This window comes from Streptomyces sp. NPDC051563, from assembly GCF_044454225.1.
Classification (GTDB): domain Bacteria; phylum Actinomycetota; class Actinomycetes; order Streptomycetales; family Streptomycetaceae; genus Streptomyces.
In genome coordinates this window covers 178,736-199,905 of record NZ_JBITDL010000018.1, presented here as the reverse complement: position 1 = coordinate 199,905, position 21,170 = coordinate 178,736, and the positions used below count along the sequence as shown (strand labels likewise).

The 21,170-nt window shown below is 72.3% G+C and carries 23 protein-coding genes; 18 read left to right on the top strand and 5 right to left on the bottom strand.

The annotated features are described in order from the left end of the window. Positions 1–216: 216 nt before the first annotated feature. Positions 217–1,230, bottom strand: coding sequence for a helix-turn-helix transcriptional regulator (locus ACIA8F_RS22840; protein ID WP_399381273.1), 1,014 nt, complete (start codon positions 1,228–1,230; stop codon positions 217–219). Positions 1,231–1,420: 190 nt separating this feature from the next. Here ACIA8F_RS22840 and ACIA8F_RS22835 point away from each other — a divergent pair, with 190 nt between their 5' ends. Together ACIA8F_RS22835 and ACIA8F_RS22830 are read left to right on the top strand one after the other, a co-directional pair. Beyond that, positions 1,421–1,543, top strand: coding sequence for a hypothetical protein (locus tag ACIA8F_RS22835; RefSeq protein ID WP_399381271.1), 123 nt, complete (start codon positions 1,421–1,423; stop codon positions 1,541–1,543). Further along, positions 1,543–1,854 (top strand): (2Fe-2S)-binding protein, encoded by a 312-nt coding sequence (locus ACIA8F_RS22830; protein WP_250748726.1) that lies wholly within the window; start codon positions 1,543–1,545, stop codon positions 1,852–1,854. The genes ACIA8F_RS22835 and ACIA8F_RS22830 overlap by 1 nt, the downstream gene beginning before the upstream one ends. A 171-nt stretch (positions 1,855–2,025) precedes the next feature. Here the strand turns inward: ACIA8F_RS22830 and ACIA8F_RS22825 are convergent, their stop codons facing one another. Continuing rightward, entirely contained in the window at positions 2,026–2,472 is a 447-nt protein-coding gene (locus ACIA8F_RS22825) for a pyridoxamine 5'-phosphate oxidase family protein (protein WP_399381269.1), read from the bottom strand. 98 nt (positions 2,473–2,570) lie between these two features. On the opposite strand from ACIA8F_RS22825, the gene clpB reads away from it, so the two are divergent. Next, positions 2,571–5,156 carry an ATP-dependent chaperone ClpB gene (clpB, locus tag ACIA8F_RS22820; RefSeq protein WP_399381267.1) on the top strand — a complete coding sequence of 862 codons (2,586 nt, stop codon included), beginning with the start codon at positions 2,571–2,573 and terminating at the stop codon, positions 5,154–5,156. 251 nt (positions 5,157–5,407) lie between these two features. Beyond that, positions 5,408–5,971, top strand: a complete 564-nt coding sequence (locus ACIA8F_RS22815) for a YbjN domain-containing protein (protein ID WP_399381266.1) — start codon at positions 5,408–5,410, stop codon at positions 5,969–5,971. Positions 5,972–6,010: 39 nt separating this feature from the next. Here the strand turns inward: ACIA8F_RS22815 and ACIA8F_RS22810 are convergent, their stop codons facing one another. Further along, a complete protein-coding gene (locus ACIA8F_RS22810) occupies positions 6,011–7,189 on the bottom strand; it encodes a mannosyltransferase family protein (protein WP_399381265.1) in 1,179 nt (392 codons plus the stop codon). A 257-nt stretch (positions 7,190–7,446) separates the two neighbouring features. Here ACIA8F_RS22810 and ACIA8F_RS22805 point away from each other — a divergent pair, with 257 nt between their 5' ends. Beyond that, the gene (locus ACIA8F_RS22805; protein ID WP_266352722.1) at positions 7,447–7,932 is read left to right on the top strand and encodes a prevent-host-death family protein; all 486 of its coding nucleotides are present in this window, start codon (positions 7,447–7,449) and stop codon (positions 7,930–7,932) included. A 101-nt stretch (positions 7,933–8,033) separates the two neighbouring features. Then, on the top strand, positions 8,034–8,279 hold the full coding sequence (locus ACIA8F_RS22800; RefSeq protein ID WP_399381263.1) for a hypothetical protein: 246 nt from the start codon (positions 8,034–8,036) through the stop codon (positions 8,277–8,279). Positions 8,280–8,353: 74 nt separating this feature from the next. On the opposite strand, the gene ACIA8F_RS22795 is transcribed toward ACIA8F_RS22800, so the two are convergent. Next, positions 8,354–9,544 (bottom strand): pyridoxal phosphate-dependent aminotransferase, encoded by a 1,191-nt coding sequence (locus tag ACIA8F_RS22795; RefSeq protein ID WP_399381262.1) that lies wholly within the window; start codon positions 9,542–9,544, stop codon positions 8,354–8,356. Between the two features lie 137 nt (positions 9,545–9,681). Between ACIA8F_RS22795 and ACIA8F_RS22790 the strand changes: the two genes are divergently transcribed. The 11 genes from ACIA8F_RS22790 (at position 9,682) to ACIA8F_RS22740 (ending at position 20,414) form a co-directional block, all read left to right on the top strand. Continuing rightward, positions 9,682–9,966 (top strand): hypothetical protein, encoded by a 285-nt coding sequence (locus ACIA8F_RS22790; protein WP_399381260.1) that lies wholly within the window; start codon positions 9,682–9,684, stop codon positions 9,964–9,966. 366 nt (positions 9,967–10,332) lie between these two features. Next, positions 10,333–10,914 carry a DUF2617 family protein gene (locus ACIA8F_RS22785; protein WP_399381259.1) on the top strand — a complete coding sequence of 194 codons (582 nt, stop codon included), beginning with the start codon at positions 10,333–10,335 and terminating at the stop codon, positions 10,912–10,914. A 240-nt stretch (positions 10,915–11,154) separates the two neighbouring features. After that, positions 11,155–12,837: a polyamine aminopropyltransferase gene (locus tag ACIA8F_RS22780; RefSeq protein WP_399381257.1), complete on the top strand. Its 1,683-nt coding sequence runs from the start codon at positions 11,155–11,157 to the stop codon at positions 12,835–12,837. Positions 12,838–13,019: 182 nt separating this feature from the next. Then, on the top strand, positions 13,020–13,898 hold the full coding sequence (locus tag ACIA8F_RS22775; RefSeq protein ID WP_399381255.1) for a CoxG family protein: 879 nt from the start codon (positions 13,020–13,022) through the stop codon (positions 13,896–13,898). Positions 13,899–13,962: 64 nt separating this feature from the next. Next, complete coding sequence (locus ACIA8F_RS22770) at positions 13,963–14,751, top strand: aldose 1-epimerase (RefSeq protein WP_399381254.1); 789 nt, start codon at positions 13,963–13,965, stop codon at positions 14,749–14,751. A 21-nt stretch (positions 14,752–14,772) separates the two neighbouring features. Beyond that, positions 14,773–15,312: an orotate phosphoribosyltransferase gene (gene pyrE, locus ACIA8F_RS22765; protein ID WP_328299960.1), complete on the top strand. Its 540-nt coding sequence runs from the start codon at positions 14,773–14,775 to the stop codon at positions 15,310–15,312. A gap of 254 nt (positions 15,313–15,566) precedes the next feature. Then, positions 15,567–16,589 carry a class II fructose-bisphosphate aldolase gene (fbaA, locus tag ACIA8F_RS22760; protein WP_112446238.1) on the top strand — a complete coding sequence of 341 codons (1,023 nt, stop codon included), beginning with the start codon at positions 15,567–15,569 and terminating at the stop codon, positions 16,587–16,589. 94 nt (positions 16,590–16,683) lie between these two features. Next, the gene (locus ACIA8F_RS22755) at positions 16,684–17,097 is read left to right on the top strand and encodes a DUF3151 domain-containing protein (protein WP_399381251.1); all 414 of its coding nucleotides are present in this window, start codon (positions 16,684–16,686) and stop codon (positions 17,095–17,097) included. 197 nt (positions 17,098–17,294) lie between these two features. Next, positions 17,295–18,143: a tryptophan 2,3-dioxygenase family protein gene (locus ACIA8F_RS22750; RefSeq protein ID WP_399381249.1), complete on the top strand. Its 849-nt coding sequence runs from the start codon at positions 17,295–17,297 to the stop codon at positions 18,141–18,143. Next, the gene (gene kynU, locus ACIA8F_RS22745) at positions 18,136–19,347 is read left to right on the top strand and encodes a kynureninase (protein ID WP_399381247.1); all 1,212 of its coding nucleotides are present in this window, start codon (positions 18,136–18,138) and stop codon (positions 19,345–19,347) included. Before ACIA8F_RS22750 ends, kynU begins: the two co-directional genes overlap by 8 nt. A gap of 170 nt (positions 19,348–19,517) precedes the next feature. Further along, positions 19,518–20,414 (top strand): alpha/beta hydrolase family protein, encoded by an 897-nt coding sequence (locus ACIA8F_RS22740; protein WP_399381244.1) that lies wholly within the window; start codon positions 19,518–19,520, stop codon positions 20,412–20,414. Positions 20,415–20,420: 6 nt separating this feature from the next. Here ACIA8F_RS22740 and ACIA8F_RS22735 read toward each other — a convergent pair whose 3' ends face one another. Next, the gene (locus ACIA8F_RS22735; RefSeq protein WP_399381243.1) at positions 20,421–20,768 is read right to left on the bottom strand and encodes a VOC family protein; all 348 of its coding nucleotides are present in this window, start codon (positions 20,766–20,768) and stop codon (positions 20,421–20,423) included. Between the two features lie 85 nt (positions 20,769–20,853). On the opposite strand from ACIA8F_RS22735, the gene ACIA8F_RS22730 reads away from it, so the two are divergent. Beyond that, entirely contained in the window at positions 20,854–21,111 is a 258-nt protein-coding gene (locus tag ACIA8F_RS22730) for a GNAT family N-acetyltransferase (RefSeq protein ID WP_399381241.1), read from the top strand. Positions 21,112–21,170: the final 59 nt, after the last annotated feature.

The window sequence follows — 21,170 nt, the reverse complement described above, 5'->3', positions numbered from 1 at the left end:
GGGCCGTCGGCTCCGGCACCGAGGGCTACCAATGGCTCTACGCCGGCAGCGCCACCACCGTCGGCGCAGCCAGCGGCCGCGACGAGGACGGCTGGAACACCTTCCTCACCATCGGATAACCAGGCCACGGAACCTGAACACACACGAGCGGCGCCCTGCCCCGGACACCCGTCCGGGGCAGGGCGCCGCCCTCGTTCATCCGCGTCCGCATCGCCCTCAGAGCTCCCGGTCCTCCAGGATCCCCGAGCGGGCGATGAGGAAGCCCAGCTGGGCCCGGCTGCCGCTGCCCAGGGAGGCGGCCAGTTTGGCGATGTGGGCGCGGCAGGTCCGTACGTTCATCCCCAGCCGGCGGGCGATGGCCTCGTCCACGTGTCCCTCGATGAGGAGCTGGGCGATGGACCGCTGCACGCCGGAGATCCCGCCGGGGGTGTGCTGGTAGGTCACCTCGGCCGACAGGGGCACGGCGCGATGCCACAGCTGCTCGAAGACCTTGATGAGGTAGTCGACCAGCCCGGGGTGGCGCAGTTCCAGGGCCGTCCTGCGGTCGTCGCTGGTCGGGATGAAGGCCACCGTGCGGTCGAAGATCATGAGACGCTCCATGAGCTCTTCGAGCGTGCGGATCTCCACCTTCCCCGCGGAGATCCGGTCCACGTAGGCGAGCGTGCCCTGGCTGTGCCGCACGGTGTGCTGGTAGAGGGTCCGTATGCGCACCCCGCGGTTGACGAGGGGGGCGGCGCGCTCCAGCGCCTCCGTGAGGACGGAGGTGGACCGGGCGCCGCCCGGCTGTACGGTCAGCACTTCGGTCCGGCACTCCGCGGTCGCCTGGTCGAGGGCGGTGTGGATCTGGTCGAAGCCCTCCAGCACGGTGATGGCGTGGGTGTTCGAGGGACTCTGGGCGCTGATGGTCAGAAACGGCTCGAATGCGTCGGTGAGATCTATGGTGTCGCGGCGCCGGTCCTGAATCTCCCGTTCCAGCGGATGGAGCCGCTGGGCGAGTGCGACGGACGGGGGAACCGCGCGGAGCTGGTTCGCGTCATCGGGGTCGGGCCGCAGCAGAGCGAATTCGAGCAGGCAGGGGGCGTTCTCGACCTCGCTGCGGGTCACCCGGCCGGTGCTCAGCGCCGCCGTGTAAAGCCGCGTCCCCTCGGCGCACATGGACGTGACGGGGTGGGGATGTGTCGGCTTTGTGTTGTTTCTGGGCAAATCTCCACCCCCCAGGGTCCTGAACATGCAAGAACATGATGCATCGTCCCTGTGGCAGCGACGTGCCCGAATGAGCCATCGTCTGACACACGGGGGAGAAGATTTCCATCAAGTGAGGACGAAGCCGACCATGTACAAGAGAATGCTTCGCTCGGTACTTGCCATTGGGTTCTCCGCCGCCGCGGTCATTGGGGCAGTCAACGCCTTCGGTGGGGACGTGGGGGGTACCGACGCGCCCGCCGTGTCGATAGGCAAGCCCGACCTGGGCTGGGATTCGGCGCCCAACGACTTGGGCTGGGACTCGGCCAACGCGTCGACCAACGACCTCGGCTGGGACTGATGACGCCCGACGATCACGGCTTCCGCCGTGAAATGGCCTCTGCCTACCGCTCCGGCTGGCAGTTCATCGATCTCACCAGCGCCATCCCTTACGTCGGCGACTCGCTGAAGGTCACCCTGTTCGGCCAGCCGATCATCGTGGTGCGGGAAGAGGACGAAGACGTCCGTGCCTACCGCTGTCTGCGCCGTCCCCGGGGCGCACCGCAGCCCGTCCGCTGCGAGATCCGGTACGGCATGGTCTTCGTCAATCTGGACCAGCGTGATCACCAACTTTTCGAGCCCGAATCCGCCGCCACCCCCCGCAGTGCCTGAAGCGATTCCCCTGTCGTCGCAGATCGCTCAGGCACTACCCCCACACAGCGACGCCATCGTGGACCTGACCACGATGGCGTCGCTGTGATGTCCGTGTCCAGTGGTTGAACGAGACAACCGCATGCGGCCGAACCGGACAGCCGCACCAGGCAGACCGGGCGGAAGCGCCGGCTACGCGCGCCCCATCGCCCGGTCCAGGCTGATCTCCACGACCACCCGGTCCGGGTTCGGCGAGGGCGTGCGCCCGTACCGCTCCGCGTAGCGCCGGACCGCCTCCGCGACCGAGGCCTCGTCCGAACGGACCACCGCGCGGCCCTCCAGGGTCGCCCAGCGCCGCCCCTCCAGCTGGCACACCGCCACCCGGGCCCCGCCCTGCGGGCCGCCCTGCGACGCCAGCACGTTGCGGACCTTCTTGCTGTGCTTGTTGCTGATCACCCGTGCCAGCCCGGCCTCCGGGTCGTACGTCACGCCCACGGGCACCACGTGCGGACTGCCGTCGGGGCGGTGGGTGGTCAGCGTGCAGATGTGCCGTTCCCGCCAGAAGGCGAGGTACTCCGGCGTCGGGTTGAGTACGTCCTGAGGCGGGCGGGCCGTGCCGGCCGGGCTGGGAGTCGACATGCGCGAAGGGTACGTCGCTCCACCTTGAGTGGAATAGACTCAACTTTGTGCAGGTTACTCATGTAAAGCACACACAGTAGGGAAGGGAGAAGCCGCCCGTGGATGCGGAGCTGACCAACCGGAGCCGGGACGCGCTGAACGCGGCCACCACCAGGGCCGTCAAGGACGGGCACGCGGACCTGACGCCCGCGCACCTGCTGCTGGCGCTGCTCGCCGGCGAGGACAACGAGAACATCACCGACCTGCTCGCCGCGACCGACGCCGACCAGGCCGCCGTACGCGCCGGAGCGGACCGGCTGCTCGCCGCCCTGCCCAGCGTCACGGGCTCCACGGTCGCGCCCCCGCAGCCCACCCGCGAGCTGCTCGCCGTACTCGCCGAGGCGGACGCGCAGGCCGGGAAGCTCGGCGACGAGTACCTCTCCACCGAACACCTGCTCATCGCCATCGCCGCCAAGGGCGGCGCGGCCGGTGAGCTCCTTTCCGGACAGGGCGCGACCGCCAAGAAGCTGCGCGAGGCCTTCGAGAACGCAAGAGGAGGGCGGCGGGTGACCACCCCCGACCCCGAGGGCCAGTACAAGGCCCTGGAGAAGTTCGGCACCGACTTCACGGCGGCGGCCCGCGAGGGCAAGCTCGACCCGGTCATCGGCCGCGACCACGAGATCCGGCGCGTCGTCCAGGTGCTCTCGCGCCGTACGAAGAACAACCCGGTGCTCATCGGCGAGCCCGGCGTCGGCAAGACCGCCGTCGTCGAGGGCCTGGCCCAGCGCATCGTCAAGGGCGACGTCCCCGAGTCCCTGAAGAACAAGCGGCTGGTCTCCCTGGACCTCGGCGCGATGGTGGCCGGCGCCAAGTACCGCGGCGAGTTCGAGGAGCGGCTCAAGACGGTCCTCGCGGAGATCAAGTCCAGCGACGGCCAGATCATCACCTTCATCGACGAGCTGCACACCGTCGTCGGCGCGGGCGCCGGCGGGGACTCCTCCATGGACGCGGGCAACATGCTCAAGCCCATGCTGGCCCGCGGCGAGCTGCGGATGGTCGGCGCGACCACCCTCGACGAGTACCGCGAGCGGATCGAGAAGGACCCGGCGCTGGAGCGCCGCTTCCAGCAGGTGCTGGTCGCGGAGCCGAGCGTCGAGGACACCATCGCGATCCTGCGCGGGCTCAAGGGCCGCTACGAGGCCCACCACAAGGTCGTCATCAACGACAGCGCCCTCGTTGCCGCCGCCACCCTCTCCGACCGCTACATCACCTCCCGCTTCCTCCCGGACAAGGCCATCGACCTCGTCGACGAGTCCATGTCCCGGCTCCGCATGGAGATCGACTCCTCCCCGCTGGAGATCGACGAGCTCCAGCGCTCGGTCGACCGCCTGCGCATGGAGGAGCTGGCCCTGAACAACGAGTCCGACGCGGCCTCGCGCGAGCGCCTCGACAAGATCCGCAAGGACCTCGCGGACAAGGAGGAGGACCTGCGGGGCCTCACCGCCCGCTGGGAGAAGGAGAAGCAGTCCCTGAACCGGGTCGGCGAGCTCAAGGAGCGCCTGGACGACCTGCGCGGCCAGGCCGAGCGCGCCCAGCGCGACGGGGACTTCGACACCGCCTCCCAGCTGCTCTACGGGGAGATCCCCGCCCTGGAGCGGGAGCTCGCCGACGCCACCGAGGCCGAGGCGGAGGTCTCGCGCGACACCATGGTCAAGGACGAGGTCGGCCCGGACGACATCGCCGAGGTGGTCGGCGCCTGGACCGGCATCCCGGCCGGCCGCCTCCTGGAGGGCGAGACCCAGAAGCTGCTCCGCATGGAGGAGGAGCTGGGCCGCCGCCTGATCGGCCAGGGCGAGGCCGTGCGCGCCGTCTCCGACGCCGTGCGCCGCACCCGGGCGGGCATCGCGGACCCGGACCGGCCGACCGGCTCGTTCCTCTTCCTCGGCCCGACGGGCGTGGGCAAGACGGAGCTGGCCAAGGCCCTCGCGGACTTCCTCTTCGACGACGAGCGGGCCATGATCCGCATCGACATGTCGGAGTACGGCGAGAAGCACAGCGTGGCCCGGCTCGTCGGCGCCCCGCCCGGCTACGTGGGCTACGAGGAGGGCGGCCAGCTGACGGAGGCCGTCCGCAGGCGCCCGTACTCGGTCGTCCTCCTGGACGAGGTCGAGAAGGCCCACCCCGAGGTCTTCGACGTCCTGCTCCAGGTCCTCGACGACGGCCGCCTCACGGACGGCCAGGGCCGCACCGTGGACTTCCGCAACACCATCCTGATCCTGACCTCGAACCTGGGATCGCAGTTCCTCATGGATCCGTCCACAGCTGTGGACGAGAAGAAGGCCCGGGTCCTGGACGTGGTGCGGGCCACCTTCAAGCCGGAGTTCCTCAACCGCCTCGACGACCTGGTGGTCTTCTCCGCCCTGAGCGGGGCCGAGCTGGCCCACATCGCCGAGCTCCAGATCGGCCGCCTCGCCCGGCGCCTCGCGGAGCGCCGCCTGACCCTGGACGTCACCCCGGAAGCCCTGGCCTGGCTGGCGGACAAGGGCAACGACCCGGCGTACGGCGCCCGCCCCCTGCGCCGCCTCATCCAGACGGCCATCGGCGACCGCCTGGCCAAGGAGATCCTCGCCGGCGAGGTCCGCGACGGCGACACGGTCCGCGTCTCGGTGGCCGGCGACGGCCTCCTGGTGGGCAAGGCGCTGTAGCCCCCGGAAGTCACCCGTAAGCCGCCCGGAGCCGCCCGGAAGCCACCCGGAGCGACGCGGCGGTGACGCGGCGGTGACAAGGCGCTGCAATCCGCCGCAATACCGCCTCAGCCGGGCCACGGAATCCCCGGGGCCCGGCTTACCCGGCCCCTACTCCTGTCCGCCCTGCGCGGATCGGGACCTTCCGGGGTGGACACGAGGTGGGCGCGATGGGGGAGGATGGCCGCATCCGCACGAAGGGAAGTCACACGGTGAGCATCGACCCGGCCTCGATTCCGAACTTCGGAGGGCAGCAGCCCGATCCGCAGGCCACAGGACCGGCGGGCCCCGTCGTCCCCGACCAGGATCTGGTCAAGCAGCTCCTGGAGCAGATGGAGCTCAAGTACGTCGTCGACGACGAGGGCGACCTCGCGGCGCCGTGGGAGGACTTCCGCACGTACTTCATGTTCCGCGGCGAGGACGAGCAGCAGGTCTTCTCCGTGCGGACGTTCTACGACCGCCCGCACAAGATCGAAGAGAAGGCTCAGCTCCTCGAGTCGATCGACGACTGGAACCGCCGCACGCTGTGGCCCAAGGTCTACAGCCACACGCACGACGACGGCTCCGTCCGTCTGATCGGCGAGGCGCAGATGCTGATCGGCACCGGCGTCAACCTGGAGCACTTCGTGTCCTCCACGGTCAGCTGGGTCCGCGCGTCGATCGAGTTCGACAAGTGGCTCGTCGAGCAGTTCGGCCTGGAGAAGGACGTCGACTCGGCGGACTCCGCCGACAAGAAGGACGAGGGCACCGAGGGCGGCGACAGCGGGACCAACTAGGTCCTCGCGGTCCGCGCACCACCCCTCACGGCGCCACCCTCACGGCGCCACCCCGGACGCGAGCAGCAGGTACGGCCCGTATCCGTACGAGAGCCCGGCCAGCACCACGGTCACCACGACCGCGGTGCGCGGCCGGGCTCTCGCCATGAGGGCCGCCGCCGGCAGCAGCAGCGGGAACGCGGGCAGCAGGAAGCGCGGCTTCGACTCGAAGAAGCCGGCGCCGCCGTAGGTCATCACCAGCAGCACCCCCGTGTACACGAGCAGCGGCAGCGGGATCCGCCGGTCGGCCGCCAGCAGCCCGGCGAGCACCAGCGCGGCCGTCAGCAGGACCACCGTCACGGTGGTGGCGAGCTCCACCTGCCCGATGCCGGACAGCGCGTGCCGCGCCGAGCGCAGCGCGCCCGCGCCGAAGTCGAAGCGCGAGCCCCAGCCGCTCTGCACGGCGAAGTAGCCGCCCAGCGGATCCTCCCGGCGCACCCCGACGAGCAGGACGTACGAGGCCCAGCCCGCGGGAGCCGCGATCCCGGCGGCCCACACCCGCGCGGGTGCGCGGCCCCGCCGCCGCCAGATCTCGTAGGCCGCGGCCGCCGTCACTGCTGCGGCGACCGCGATCCCGGTGGGCCGGGTCAGCCCCGCGAGGACGGCGAGCCCGGCGGCCCACCCCCAGCGGCCGCGCAGCAGGGCGTACAGGGCCCAGGCGGCGAAGGCGGCCAGCAGGGGCTCGGTGTAGGCGAGGGTCAGCATGAGGGCGTGCGGCAGCGCGGCCCACAGCGCGACGAGCAGCACCCCGGCCCGGACCCCGAGCAGGTGCGCCCCGACCCGGTACACCCCGACGGCGGCCGCGCCCGCCGCGACCCAGGCGACGGCCAGTGCGGCCACGGTCAGGGAGCCGGGCAGCACGAGGGAGGCGCAGCGGATCAGGACGGGGTACAGCGGGAAGAACGCCGAGTCGCTCTGCACGGACCCGATGCCGGGGTAGACCTGGGTCCGGCCGTAGCCGTGCTCGGTGATCCGCAGGTACCAGACGGAGTCCCAGGACTCCCCGAGCACCCGGACGGGGCTGCGCCCGTTCCACCGGGCCGCCACGGCGACCGCCAGCACGCCGAGCCCGCGCACGGCGGCGTAGACCCCCAGCGCGAGGAAGGCGCCCGGGATCCGCCCGGCCCGGCCGGCGGGCCGCCCGGGCCGTGTGCCGTTCGACAGCGTGTCCGTCGCCATGCGTCCCGACTTCCTGGGGCGCTCCCGCACGGAGCCGCCACGATGGGCAAACCCTACGACGACAAGGCCGCCGGCCCCCCGGGGAACGGCCCCGGCGCGGAGGCGCCGGCGCCCGCGTCCGTCCCCCGCTCAGAGGCGGCGCAGGCGTCCCACCGGCTCCTCCAGGGCGTCCGTCCGCTTGCAGAAGGGCAAGGCATGAGCACGGAGCACCAGGGAAAACTCTGGCACTCAGAACACAATCTGAGTACAGTCTGAGTATGAGCCTTGCTTACCTGGGAGCCGAGCCCGAATCGGTCTCGTTCACGGATCTGTCGAGAAACCCGAAGGCCGTAGCCGCCCGGGCTGCGGCCCTCGGCGCTCTGCGTGTCACGCATCGGGACGCGCCCGACATGGTGCTGACGACGGCCGTGCACGCGGAGCGCACCGAGGAGAACCTCACGACGGCATCGCGGCTCTTCCTCGCACTCATGAAGCACGATGACGGAGCCCGGTCGCTCCTGCTGGCGCTGCCCGAAGTCTTCCCGTGGGTGCGGCACCTGGACGACGAAGAGATGCGCGCGTTCACCGTGGAACTCCTGGAAGCGCTTTCCGATGCGGCGGAGCTGGGTGCGCGGGAGGCCGTGCACCGCGCGCTCGTCTCCTGGAGGGCGACGGCTCGTATCAACGCGGATCCGGAGCAGCTCAAGGAGGCTTTGCGTCCGCTCGACGGGGATGACCTGGGGCCGGTCGAGGTGGGCGGTTGAGCCCGAAGAAGGGCGATCGGGTCAGCGTTCCACCCCTGAGCGGATGGAACGTCGTCTTCGGGACCACGGAGGCGGTGACGGGGTGGGAGGAGCTGTGTCGCGTGGCACTGCCCAGTGCCCACCGGTGCCTGGAGGCGCTGCGGACCGACCCGGTGTCGCGTGACAACTGGAATCGTCAGCACCGGTTGCGCGGGAGGCTCGCGACCAAGGAGTGGAAGGGCTCCGCGCTGGAGCAGTGGGAGTTCGAGGTCACGAGTGGCGGCCGCGTGCGCTACCTGGTCAGCCCTGAGACGTCGACCGTAATCATGGTCTACGCGTCCACGAGACACCCCAAGGACACCGAGTAACTCGTGCTGCCCGTGCGGCACGGGCACCGGCTGAGAGGCCGGGCCCTGTGCCCGCACGTCCATCTGGCTCGCGCTCAGCGAGTCAGCCGACCGAGGCGGTTCACCGCCTCCTCCAGGACGTCCGTCCGCTTGCAGAAGGCCCAGCGGACGTGGCTGGCTCCGGCGGCCTTGTCGTCGTAGAAGACCTGGTTGGGGATGGCCACCACCCCGCAGCGTTCCGGCAGGGACCGGCAGAAGGCGAGGCCGTCGCGTTCGCCGAGGGGGGTGATGTCGGTGGTGACGAAGTAGGTGCCCTGCGGGCGGAAGACCTCGAAGCCGGCCGCCGCGAGGCCGTCGGAGAGGAGGTCGCGCTTGGCGGCCAGGTCCGCGCGGAAGGAGTCGTAGTACGCGTCGGGCAGGGCCAGGGCCTCGGCGATCGCGTACTGGAAGGGGCCCGAGGACACGTACGTCAGGAACTGCTTCGCCGAGCGGACCGCCGTGACCAGCTCGGGCGTGCCGGTCACCCAGCCGACCTTCCAGCCGGTGAAGGAGAAGGTCTTGCCGGCGGAGGAGATGGTGACCGTGCGCTCGCGCATGCCGGGCAGGCCCGCCAGCGGGGTGTGGGAGCCCTCGAAGACCAGGTGCTCGTACACCTCGTCGGTGATGACCAGCAGGTCGCGGGAGACGGCCAGCTCCGCGACCGCGGCCAGCTCGGCGGGGGTCAGGACGGTGCCCGTCGGGTTGTGCGGGGTGTTCAGCAGCAGGAGGCGGGTGCGGGGGGTGACCGCCGCGCGCAGCGCGTCCACGTCGAGGCGGAAGTCGGGGGCGCGCAGGGTCAGCGGCACCCGGACGGCCCCGGCCATCGCGATGCAGGCGGCGTAGGAGTCGTAGAAGGGCTCCAGGGCGATGACCTCGTCGCCCGGCTCGAGCAGGGCCAAGAGGGAGGCGGCGATGGCCTCGGTGGCGCCGGCGGTGACGAGCACCTCGGTGTCCGGGTCGTAGGCCAGGCCGTAGAAGCGCTGCTGGTGGGCGGCGATCGCCGTACGCAGCTCCGGGACGCCGGGGCCCGGCGGGTACTGGTTGCCCCGGCCGTCGCGGATCGCGCGCGCCGCGGCCTCGGCGATCTCGGCGGGGCCGTCGGTGTCGGGGAAGCCCTGGCCGAGGTTGATCGATCCCGTGGCGGTGGCCAGGGCGGACATCTCCGCGAAGATCGTGGTGCCGAAGGCCGCGAGCTTGCGGTTGAGGAAGGGGCGGGCGGGGCCGTTGGTGCGTTCGGGATCGCTCATGGGCGCAATCCTGCGGGGAAGCTCTGGACTTGCTCAAGTGTGCTTTGGGTCGCGCAGGGCGCGGGCATCCCCCCAGCACGCGGGACGAAGGGGATCCCGCACCCCGGGGAACCGGGGGACCAGAGAGGGGTCGGGGGATGATCCTCGGAATAGTGATCTTCGTGGCGGTGGTCGTGGTGATCGTCGTGGTGGCGGTCAGGGCCGGACGGGGCGGCGGGGGCCGCGGGGGCCGCGGGGGCCGCGGCGGCGGCAGCGCGGCAGGTGGCGGTGCGGGCTGGTGGGCCGGGAGCGACTCCCACCACGGCTCCTCCCACCACGGCTCCTCGTGCGGCTCCTCCTCGTCCAGCTGCGGATCCTCGTCCTCCAGCTGCGGCTCTTCGTCCTCGTCGTGCGGCGGCGGTGGAGGATGCGGTTCCAGCTGACACGGGGCAGCATGGACTCATGGCTGCCGAAGGACCACCTTCGTACCGCGTCCCGCATACGTGAGGCGCCCGCCGGGCACAACTTCCGTCGGGCGTCTTCTTGTTCGGACGTCACGGCCGCGCATTACGGCGTACGGGCGGCATGTGGTTGAACACGTGAACTGTGTAGCCCCCGAGGGGATGTAAACCCCTGCAACTTGGGTAAAAACGCTGTGAGTGCCGTGCCTTTCATGATTCCCTCGGTTGAGTAGACCAGTCCTCGGACCTCCCTGGACTTCCTGCGGACCCGTGCCGGTGTCCCCCCACCCGTTGACTACCGCTGGCGGGCCCCGGCCCCTCTCCCTCGCGCGTTTGCGGAGCCGACTCATGCTCACGACCCTCCAGACCACCTATACCGACACGCGTGCCGCCGACCTCGCCTGGGCCCTGGGTCGGGAGCGGCTGCCCGCCCTGGCCGTACTGAACCTCGAACTGGGCGGCGCAACAGTGGAGTTGCGCCTCCTCGGGGCCTCCCACCAGGTGCTCCTGGAGGAGGGCGACGTGCTCTGCTCCGAGACCGTCGCCTGCATGCCCGGCAGCAGCACCCCGCTTCCGCTCGGCGTGGCCAAGCGGGTCGGCGACTGGGAGTACGAGTTCGCCGCGCGGGTCGAGAACCTCTCGCGCGGCTCCTTCGCCGGGCGGGCGCAGGAACTGCTCGCGCTGGTCGCCGACCACCCGAACGGGCTCGCCGGCACCTTCCCCGGCAGCCCGCACGCCTTCACCGCGATGCTCGCGCAGCGCTACGAGGGCCAGGTCCGGTGGCGGACCTGGCACGCGTACCCGCAGGAAGGCCAGTTGGTGGCCACCCGCACCCGGGTCGGCGTACGGACGTCCGCGACGGGCGCCGCAGCCGGCGCGGGTGCGACGGGCGCCGCACAGGTGGGCGCGCAGGCGCCGGTCCTGATCTAGTGCTGCGACCCGGATCCAGTGCCGTGACCCGGTGAACCTTTCCGGTCGCGGCACCGGGGGGCGTCCGGGGCGTGCCCCGGCCGGCCCCGGGCGCCGGCGCGGACCCGGCGTCCGGCCGGGGGTTCGGGGTCGCGGGGTGGCGGAGTTGCCGGGCGGTTACGCCAACTGCCCGAACCAGTGCGCCACTTACACCCATGTGGGTGACCGGATGTGAGCATCCCGTGACGTACGGTTCGCTTCATGATCGACCGTTCCACCCCGCGCGGGGTGCTCCGCACCCGGTGGCGCCGCCCCCCGGCTCCGGAGCCGCGCGGTGTGGGCAGCGCCCCCGGTGTCCCGGCCGCCCTGCCCGTACGGCCCAGGACCGGCCGACTCCTCGTCCTGGCCACCGTGTTCGTCTGCGCCGCCTGCGGGCTCGTATACGAGCTGGAACTGCTCGCCCTCGGGTCGTACCTCATCGGCGACTCCGTCACCCAGGCGTCGGTCGTGCTGTCCGTCATGGTCTTCGCCATGGGCGTCGGATCCCTGCTGGCCAAGGCCCTGCGCGCCCGGCCCGCCTTCGGCTTCGCCCTCGTGGAAGCGGGCCTCGCCCTGCTCGGCGGGCTCTCCGCCATAGCGCTCTACGCCAGCTTCGCCTGGCTGGGGGAGTCACGGCCGGCGCTGGTCGCCTTCTCCTTCGCCATCGGCGTCCTCATCGGCGCCGAGATCCCGCTCCTGATGGTCCTCATCCAGCGCATCCGCAGACAGGACGCGGGCGGCGCCGTCGCCGACCTGTTCGCCGCCGACTACGTCGGCGCCCTCGTCGGCGGCCTCGCCTTCCCCTTCCTGCTGCTGCCCGTCCTCGGCCAGCTCACCGGCGCCATGCTCACCGGCACCGTCAACATCGTGGCCGGCGGCGGCCTCGTCCTGTGGCTGTTCCGCCGGGACCTGAGCCGCCGCGCCCGCTGGCTGCTCATCGCCGTCAACATCACCGTCCTCACCGTCCTGGCCTGCGCCACCGTCCTCGCCGACGACTTCGAACGCGTCGCCCGCCGCGCCGTCTACGGCGGCGAGGTCCGCGTCGCCGTCCAGACCGGCGTACAGGAACTGGTCCTCACCGGACCCCCGGACGGCTCACCGCGCTCCCTCGACCTCTTCCTCGACGGCCGCCTGCGGGTCAGCGGCTACGACGAGTACCGCTACCACGAAGCCCTCGTGCACCCCGCGATGACCGGCCCGCACACCAGCGTCCTGGTCCTCGGCGGCGGCGACGGCCTCGCCGCCCGCGAGGTGCTGCGCTACCGCGACGTCGCCTCCGTCACCGTCGTCGAGCTCGACCCCGGAGTCGTGCGGCTCGCCCGGACCGACCCGATGCTCTCCGCGCTGAACGGGCGGGCGTACGAGGACCCGCGGCTCGCGGTCGTCACCGCGGACGCCTTCCGCTGGCTGCGCGCCCCCGGCGCCCGGGGCCGCTTCGACGTCATCGTCTCCGACCTGCCCGACCCCGGGATCACCCCCAGCACGAAGCTCTACTCGCAGGAGTTCTACGGGCTGGCCGCGCGGGCCCTGCGCCCCGGCGGGCGGCTCGCCGTCCACGCGGGACCCCCGGGCACCAGGCCCCGCACCTACTGGACCGTCGAAGCCACCCTGCGCGCGGCCGGCCTGCGCACCGCCCCCTACAGCGCGGGCGGCCGCCTCTCGGGCTTCACCGCAGGCCCCGACCGGGTGCTCGGGGCGGGCTCCGCCCCCGCCGCGAAGCTCCCGCAGGACTGGGGCTTCGTCCTGGCGGCCCGCGAGGGCGCGCCCCCGCTGCGGGTGGACCGGGAGACGCCCGCCCTGCGCTCCCTGTCCACGCAGTCCCTGGCCGACGCGGCCCGGGACACGGAACGCACCCGGGTGGCGGGCCTCCCGCCGTCGACGCTGCCGCACCCGAGGTACTCGTAGCCGGGGGTTCCGTGGCGGGGCTTCCCGTGGCGCGGGCTCCCCGGCGCGCGGGGTCTCGTGGCGGGGCTTCCCGGGGCGCGGGCTCCCCGGCGCGCGGGGTCTCGTGGCGCGGCCTCCTGTGGCGCGGGTTCCCGGGGCCGGGGTACTCGTGGCCGGGCTGCCGCGTCGGTAGGCTCGGGCGCATGGAGCATCAGGTGTTCGTACCGGTCCCCTCCGCCGAGGTCCGCGCCGTGCTGCGCGATCCCGCCCGGCTGGCGCGATGCGTGCCGGGGCTCCAGCAGGACGCCGATACCGAGGCCGGGCCGCTGTCCGGGCGGCTCAAGGTACGGGTCGGCGGACACACCGTCACCTACCGCGGCGCCCTCTCCGTCACCGAGCAGGACCCGGACCGCTTCACCCTCGCGGGCGAGGGCACCGAGGTGCGGGGGAGCGGGACCGTGAAGCTCTCCCTCGTGCTGCGCCTCACCGAGGCGGACGGCGGCACCCTGCTGGAGTTCACCGCCGAGTCCGCCGCCGACGGCCGCGCCGCCGCCTTCGCTCCCGACGCCGCCGCCACGGCCGCGCACCGCCTCCTGGACCGCGCCGCCGGGCACCTCGCGGCCCTCGCGGCGGATACCGCCGCGGACCCGGCCGCGGACGCGGTCGATGCCGCCGCGGACCTGGACCCGGACCCGAGCCCGGACCCGAGCCCGGACCCGAGCCCGGACCCGGAGGAGGACCCCGGCCCGGGGTACACCGAGGTCACCGCGTCCGTGTTCGACACCGACGTCCCGCCCCCGTCCCTGGACCCGTTCCTGGAGGGCACCTTCGAAGGCATGGCCGACCTCGGGGACCTGGGCGGCCCCCCGCGCCCGCCGGCGGAGGCCGCGCACGCCCGCCGCACGATGATCGGCCGCAGCGCCGAGGAGGTCGACCACGCGCCCCCGCGTGGCCGCTACGCCCCGGTCCCGGCCCCCTCCGCCGCCTCCGCGGGCGCGGGCCTGCGCTGGATCGCCCCGGCCGCCGCCGTGGCCGTCGCCTCGGCGGTCCTCCTGGGCCGCGCCCTGCGCCGCCGTCGCTGACCCGGGGACCCGCCGCTTTCCCGCACGGGCCTGATCACCCCGCCGGGCTGACTAAGGTCATGGCATGAGTACGCAACTGCGCGCCGGCGGCGCCGAGGTGACCATCGACCAGGAGAACGGCTGCCGGATCAGCAGTCTGCGCATCGACGGGACGGAGCTGCTGCGGCAGGGGGACCACTACGGGTCCTTCCCCATGGTCCCGTGGTGCGGCCGGACCAGGGACGGGCAGTTCCAGGACGGGGCGACCCTGCACCAGCTCCCGCTCAACCACCCGCCGCACGCCATCCACGGCTTCGGCCGTGACGCCGCCTGGCGCCCCGCCCGGACCACCGGCACCGAGGCCGTCTTCACGTACCCGCTGGCCGACCCGTGGCCCTACGAGGGCCTGGTCACCCAGATCTTCGAGCTCGGCGAGGACGCGCTGACCCTGACCATGGGCATCGAGACCTACCAGGACTCCTTCCCGGCGCAGGCCGGCTGGCACCCCTGGTTCCACCGCAACCTCGGCAACGGCGGCGAGGACGTGCGCATCGGCTTCGAAGCCGCCTGGCAGGAGGAGCGCGGGGCCGACCACCTGCCCACCGGCAACCGGATCGACCCCGAGCCCGGCCCCTGGGACGACTGCTTCGGCATGCCGTACGGGGTCGACGTCACCCTCACGTGGCCCGACGCCCTGGAGCTGAAGGTCACCAGCCGCTCCGAATGGGTGGTGGTCTACGACGAGGAGCCCGAGGCCGTCTGCGTGGAACCGCAGTCGGGCCCGCCGAACGGGCTGAACAGCCTCCCGCAGCTGGTCACCCCCGTGGACCCGCTGGAGATCTCCACGACGTGGACGTGGCGGCGGCTCGGGTAGTGCCCAATTAAGCTCGGGGCCATGAGTGACGTACGCGATGCGCTTCTGCAGCAGATCAAGGACAAGGCCGTCGTGCACGGCAAGGTGATCCTCTCCTCCGGCCGCGAGGCCGACTACTACATCGACCTCCGCCGGATCACCCTGGACGGCGAGGCCGCCCCGCTGGTCGGCCAGGTCATGCTCGACCTCACCGCCGACCTGGAGTTCGACTGCGTCGGCGGCCTGACGCTGGGCGCCGACCCGGTCGCCACCTCGATGCTGCACGCCTCCGCCGCGCGGGGCGCGCGCCTGGACGCCTTCGTCGTCCGCAAGGCGCAGAAGGCGCACGGCATGCAGCGCCGCATCGAGGGCACCGACGTGAAGGGCAAGCGCTGCCTGGTCGTCGAGGACACCTCGACCACGGGCGGTTCCCCGCTGACCGCCGTCGAGGCGGTCCGCGAGGCCGGCGGCGAGGTCGTGGCCGTCGCGACGATCGTCGACCGCGGCGCGGCGGACGCCATCGCGGCCGCCGGACTGCCGTACCTCACGGGGTACCAGCTCGGTGACCTCGGTTTGTCCTAATCCTCGGACAGTGGGCCGTGCTTCCGCACAACTGGTGACTTAGGTCCCCGAAAGTCCGGAAGTAGGCCCTGACCTGGGCTTTTTAGGCCCGGGGGAGTGTTTCACGTGAAACACTCCCCCCGGATCGGCCCGCGCGGCGCCGTCGCGGAGGTGGAGCGGGGGCGCGAGTCTGGAAAGATGGGCACGACGGCAACGTCGCCCCCAGGTCAGGGCCCGCAATAAGCACACTCCCCGCACATCCAAGGAGCGGACAGATGCCCATCGCAACCCCCGAGGTCTACAACGAGATGCTCGACCGGGCGAAGGCAGGCAAGTTTGCCTACCCGGCGATCAACGTGACCTCGACCCAGACCCTGCACGCTGCACTGCGCGGCTTCGCGGAGGCCGAGAGCGACGGCATCATCCAGATCTCCACCGGTGGTGCGGAGTTCCTGGGTGGCCAGTACAACAAGGACATGGTCACCGGCGCCGCCGCCCTGGCCGAGTTCGCGCACATCGTGGCCGCGAAGTACGACATCACCGTCGCGCTGCACACGGACCACTGCCCCAAGGACAAGCTGGACACCTACGTCCGCCCGCTGATCGAGATCTCGGCCGAGCGCGTGGCCCGCGGCCTCAACCCGCTCTTCCAGTCGCACATGTGGGACGGTTCCGCCGAGACCCTGGCCGACAACCTGGCCATCGGCCAGGAGCTGCTCGCCAAGGCCGCCGCCGCGAAGATCATCCTCGAGGTCGAGATCACCCCGACCGGTGGCGAGGAGGACGGCGTCAGCCACGAGATCAACGACGAGCTGTACACCACCGTCGACGACGCGCTGCGCACCGCCGAGGCCCTGGGCCTGGGCGAGAAGGGCCGCTACCTGCTGGCCGCCTCCTTCGGCAACGTGCACGGCGTCTACAAGCCGGGCAACGTCGTCCTGCGCCCCGAGCTCCTCAAGGACCTCCAGGCCGGCGTCGGCGAGAAGTACGGCAAGTCCTCCCCGTTCGACTTCGTCTTCCACGGCGGCTCGGGCTCCACGGCCGAGGAGATCGCCACCGCGCTGGAGAACGGCGTCGTGAAGATGAACCTCGACACCGACACCCAGTACGCCTTCACCCGCCCGGTCGTGGACCACATGTTCCGCAACTACGACGCGGTCCTGAAGGTCGACGGCGAGGTCGGCACCAAGTCGAAGTACGACCCCCGCACGTGGGGCAAGGCCGCCGAGGCCGGCATGGCCGCGCGCGTCACCGAGGCCTGCGCGAACCTGCGTTCCACGGGCACCAAGCTCAAGTAGCAGCGGCTCGCGCAGCAGCAGCTTCCCGGGAGGGCCCGGCTCCACCGTCCGAGGACGGCGGGGCCGGGCCCTTTCCGTAGGCCAGACTGTGGGCATGTCTCTTCACCAGAACCTGCTCGGGGGCCCCGCCCCCACCCACCTGCCCGACGAGCCGGGCATCGCGGCCATCGCCGCGGGCACCCCCGCCGTCGAGGTGGCCGCCGCGCACCCGACCTCCTCCCTGGCCTGGGCCCTCCTCGCCGACGAGGCCTTCGCGGGCGGCCGCACGGTCGAGTCGTACGCCTACGCCCGTACGGGCTACCACCGCGGCCTGGACGCGCTGCGCCGCGCGGGCTGGAAGGGCCACGGCCCGGTGCCGTGGGAGCACGAGCCGAACCGCGGCTTCCTGCGCGCCCTGAACGCCCTGGCCCGTGCGGCCGGCGCGATCGAGGAGAAGGAGGAGTACGAGCGCTGCTCGACCTTCCTGCGCGACTCCTCCGAGACGGCCGCGGACGTCCTCGCGGTCTGAGGCCCGAGGGCCCTGCACGCCCGGAGCCGGGCGGGTTCCCGCATGGGGCCCGCCCGGTCGCGGAAAGTGACGTGCGCCACTGACTATTGAAGCCCTGCGGCACGACGGTCTTATGATGCGGACAGGGGACCGGAGCTCCACTCACCTCACCGGAAGGAGCGGACCGCTACCCGGAAGCGCGTATCGAGGAGACAGCGATGTCGCACGCCCTTGATGCCTCCGGAGACGGCGGTTCGGACACCCCGAACCTCGACTTCGCCGGCACGACCCCCTACGAGGACTACGTCCAGGCGGACGTCCTCACCCACCTCCAGCACCTGCGCTCGGACGACCCGGGCGAGATGGTCTTCCTGGTCACCACCCAGGTCATGGAGCTGTGGTTCACGGTCATCGTCCACGAGTGGGAGACCGCCGCGACGGCGCTCCGCGAGGACCGGCTGCCCGTCGCGATGGACGCGCTGAAACGATCCCTCCGCGAACTGGAGGCCCTCAATGCCTCCTGGCGCCCCCTCGCCCAGCTGACCCCGGGCCAGTTCAACGCGTACCGCGCCGCCCTCGGCGAGGGCTCCGGCTTCCAGTCGGCGATGTACCGCCGGATGGAGTTCCTGCTCGGCGACAAGGCCGCCTCCATGCTGGTCCCGCACCGCGGCGCCCCGCGCGTCCACGCGGAGCTGGAGAAGGCCCTCCAGGAGCCCAGCCTCTACGACGAGGTGCTGAGCCTCCTCGCCCGCCGCGGTCTGCCCGTCCCGCGGTCGGTCCTCGACCGCGACCTGACCCGGCGCTACGATCCCTCGTCCGAGGTCGAAGCCGTCTGGACGGCCCTGTACGCGGACCCGGACACCCACCTGGACCTGCACCGCCTCGGCGAGGTCCTCACCGACGTCGCCGAGCTGGTCTGGCGCTGGCGCAACGACCACCTGGTCGCCACCCGGCGCGCGATGGGCGCGAAGACGGGCACCGGCGGCTCGGCCGGCGTGACCTGGCTGGAGAAGCGCGCCCAGAAGAACGTCTTCCCGGAGCTCTGGACGGCGCGCAGCCATGTCTGAGCCCACACCGATCCCGGATCTCGCGGCCCGCGCCGAAGCGCTGGACGCGGCCGACCCCCTCGGCAAGCTCCGCGACCGCTTCACCCTCCCCGAGGGCGTGGTCTACCTCGACGGCAACAGCCTCGGCGCCCTCCCCGCGGGCGTCGCCGAGCGCCTCGCCGCGGTGGTCACCGAGCAGTGGGGCACCCGCCTGATCCGCTCCTGGACCGAGGGCGAAGCGAACTGGTGGAACGCCCCCGAGCGCATCGGCGACCGGGTGGCCCCGCTGATCGGCGCCGCCGCCGGGCAGGTGGTCGTCGGCGACTCCACCAGCGTCAACCTCTTCAAGGCCCTGGTCGGCGCCGCCCGCCTGGCCGCCCCCGGGCGGACCGAGCTGCTCGTGGACGCCGCCACCTTCCCCACCGACGGCTACATCGCCGCATCGGCGGCCCGGATGACGGGACTGCGGGTGGTCCCGGTCGACCCGGCCGCCGCCGCGGGGGCCATGGGGCCGGACACCGCCGTGGTGCTCCTCAACCACGCCGACTACCGCACCGGCCGTCTGCACGACCTGCCCGCCCTCACCGCGGCGGCCCGTGCCGCGGGGGCGCTCGTCGTCTGGGACCTGTGCCACACCGCCGGCGCGCTGCCCGTGGGCCTCGACGCGCACGGGGTGGACCTCGCGGTCGGCTGTACGTACAAGTACCTCAACGGCGGCCCCGGCGCGCCCGCGTACCTGTACGTCGCCGCCCGCCACCAGGGCGCCTTCGATTCCCCGCTGCCGGGCTGGAACGGCCACGCGGACCCGTTCGCGATGACCCCCTCCTACGAGGCCGCGCAGGGCGTGGCGCGGGCCCGCGTCGGCACGCCGGACATCCTGTCCATGCTCGCGCTGGAGGCCGCCCTGGACGCCTGGGACGGGGTCGCGGTCGAGGACGTCCGCGCGAAGTCCCTCGCGCTGACCGACTTCTTCCTCGACTGCGTGGCGGCGTACGTCCCGGCGGGCAGGGTCGAGCTGGTGACCCCCATCGAGCACGAGCAGCGGGCCGGCCAGGTGTCGCTGCGCACGGAGGACGCCGAGGGGGTCATGCGCGAGCTGATCTCCCGCGGGGTGATCGGGGACTTCCGCGCCCCCGACGTCCTGCGCTTCGGATTCACCCCGCTGTACGTCGGGTTCGCGGACGCGGAGCGTGCGGCGCGCACACTGGGTCACATTTTCGGGTGAACCGGTAGCGAAACGTCACATCACCGCGCGGGCGGGGCTACGGCCCCGCCCGCGCCGGTATCTCCCCGGCCCGCCACGGAGGGGGCCGTTCCGGCCTGATACGGTCCCGCTCTGCCGGGACACCGGAACACCAGTCCCCCTCGTCCCACGCGTTACCGGAGGTTGAGCCGATGACGGACCCCGCTGTCGAACGGGACGCCGCCGAGGCCGCCTCGGCCTTCTCCCATCCGCCCGTGGCCCCCGACGCGACGGCCGCCTACGGTGAACACCCCGACCAGATCGTCGACTTCCACGCCCCGCGCGGAGAGCGGGCGCAGCCCGGCACCGCGCGCTCCGCGCCGCTGGTCGTCGTCCTGCACGGCGGGGCCTGGCGCGCCCCGTACGACCGGCAGCACGTCACCCCCTTCGCGGACTTCCTCGCCCGGCAGGGCTTCGCCGTCGCCAACATCGAGTACCGACGGGGTAGTTCGCTTCCCCATCAGGACGCCGAGGGCCCGGTCGCCGGCCGCTGGCCCGAGACCTTCGACGACGTGGCCGCCGCGCTCGACGCCCTCCCGGAGCTGGCCGCCGAAGCCCTGCCGGAGGCCGACCCCCGCCGCATGGTGCTGACCGGCCACTCGGCCGGAGGCCACCTCGCGCTGTGGGCCGCGGCCCGGCACGTGCTGCCGCAGGACGCACCGGCCGGCTGGAGGCTGCCCGCGCCGCCGCTGCTGCGCGGAGTGGTGGCGCTGGCCCCGATCGCGGACTTCACGGTGGCGCAGGAGCTCGGGGTATGCGGCGGCGCCTCTGCGCAACTCCTCGGCGGAGCAGCCCACTTCGCCGCCCGGCGGCCGTACGCCGATCCGGCGGCGCTGCTCCCGACCGGCATCGCGACGGCGGTGGTCCAGGGGCGCGGCGACATCGTGGTCCCGGAGTCGGTGTCGGAGGCGTACGTCGCGGCGGCCGCGCTGGCGGGGGAGATGGTCGGACTGACCCTGCTGGACGGAGTCGGCCACTTCCCCCTGATCGACCCGGCGGCGGACGGCTGCGCCGTGGTGGCCGAGGAGATCTCCCAGCTGGCCTGGTAGCCGCCGTCAGCGGTGGCCCAGTACGTTGACCACCCGTCCGCTGGGGTCACGGACGAAGAACCGCCGCACGCCCCACTCCTCGTCCTGCAAGGGGTGCACGATCTCCGCACCGCTCGCCCGCAGGAGCGCGTAGGCCGCGTCCACGTCGTCCACCTCGACGCTCATGTCGGGGGTGACGGGCGCGGTCTCGTCCCTGCTCATGATGCTGATCTGGGCGGCCGGACTGGACGGGGAGGCGAGCGTCATGATCCAGCCGTGGTTCATCACCTCCTCGAAGCCCAGCAGACCGTAGAACTCCCGGCTCTCCTGGGCGGCCTCCGACTGGATGTTGGGCACGACACGGCGAACGGCCATCGACGACTCCACGTGAGAGGAAACCTGTCCGTCCCCATGGTCCGCCAGAGCCGGCTCCGGCGGTGGCCCGCCGGACGAGGACGGCGTGGTCGAGGTCGGCTACAGCGTCGTCTCCGCCCACCGCCGCCGGGGCTACGCCCGCGCCATGCTGAGCGCCCTCCTGGCCAGGGCCGCCGAAGAACCTGCCGTCAGGACCGTCCGGGCCACCGTCCGATCGGACAACGCCGCCTCCCTGGCCACCCTCGCGGGCTTCGGCTTCACCCGCGTCGCCGAGCGGGGCAACGAGGCCGACGGCATCGAGATGGTCTTCGAACGCCCGGCGGACCCGGCCTCGGTACGCTGACCATGCATTCGAACATGATCGACCGTAAAGAAAAAAGGGGGAGGGCCGGTGCGTCATCA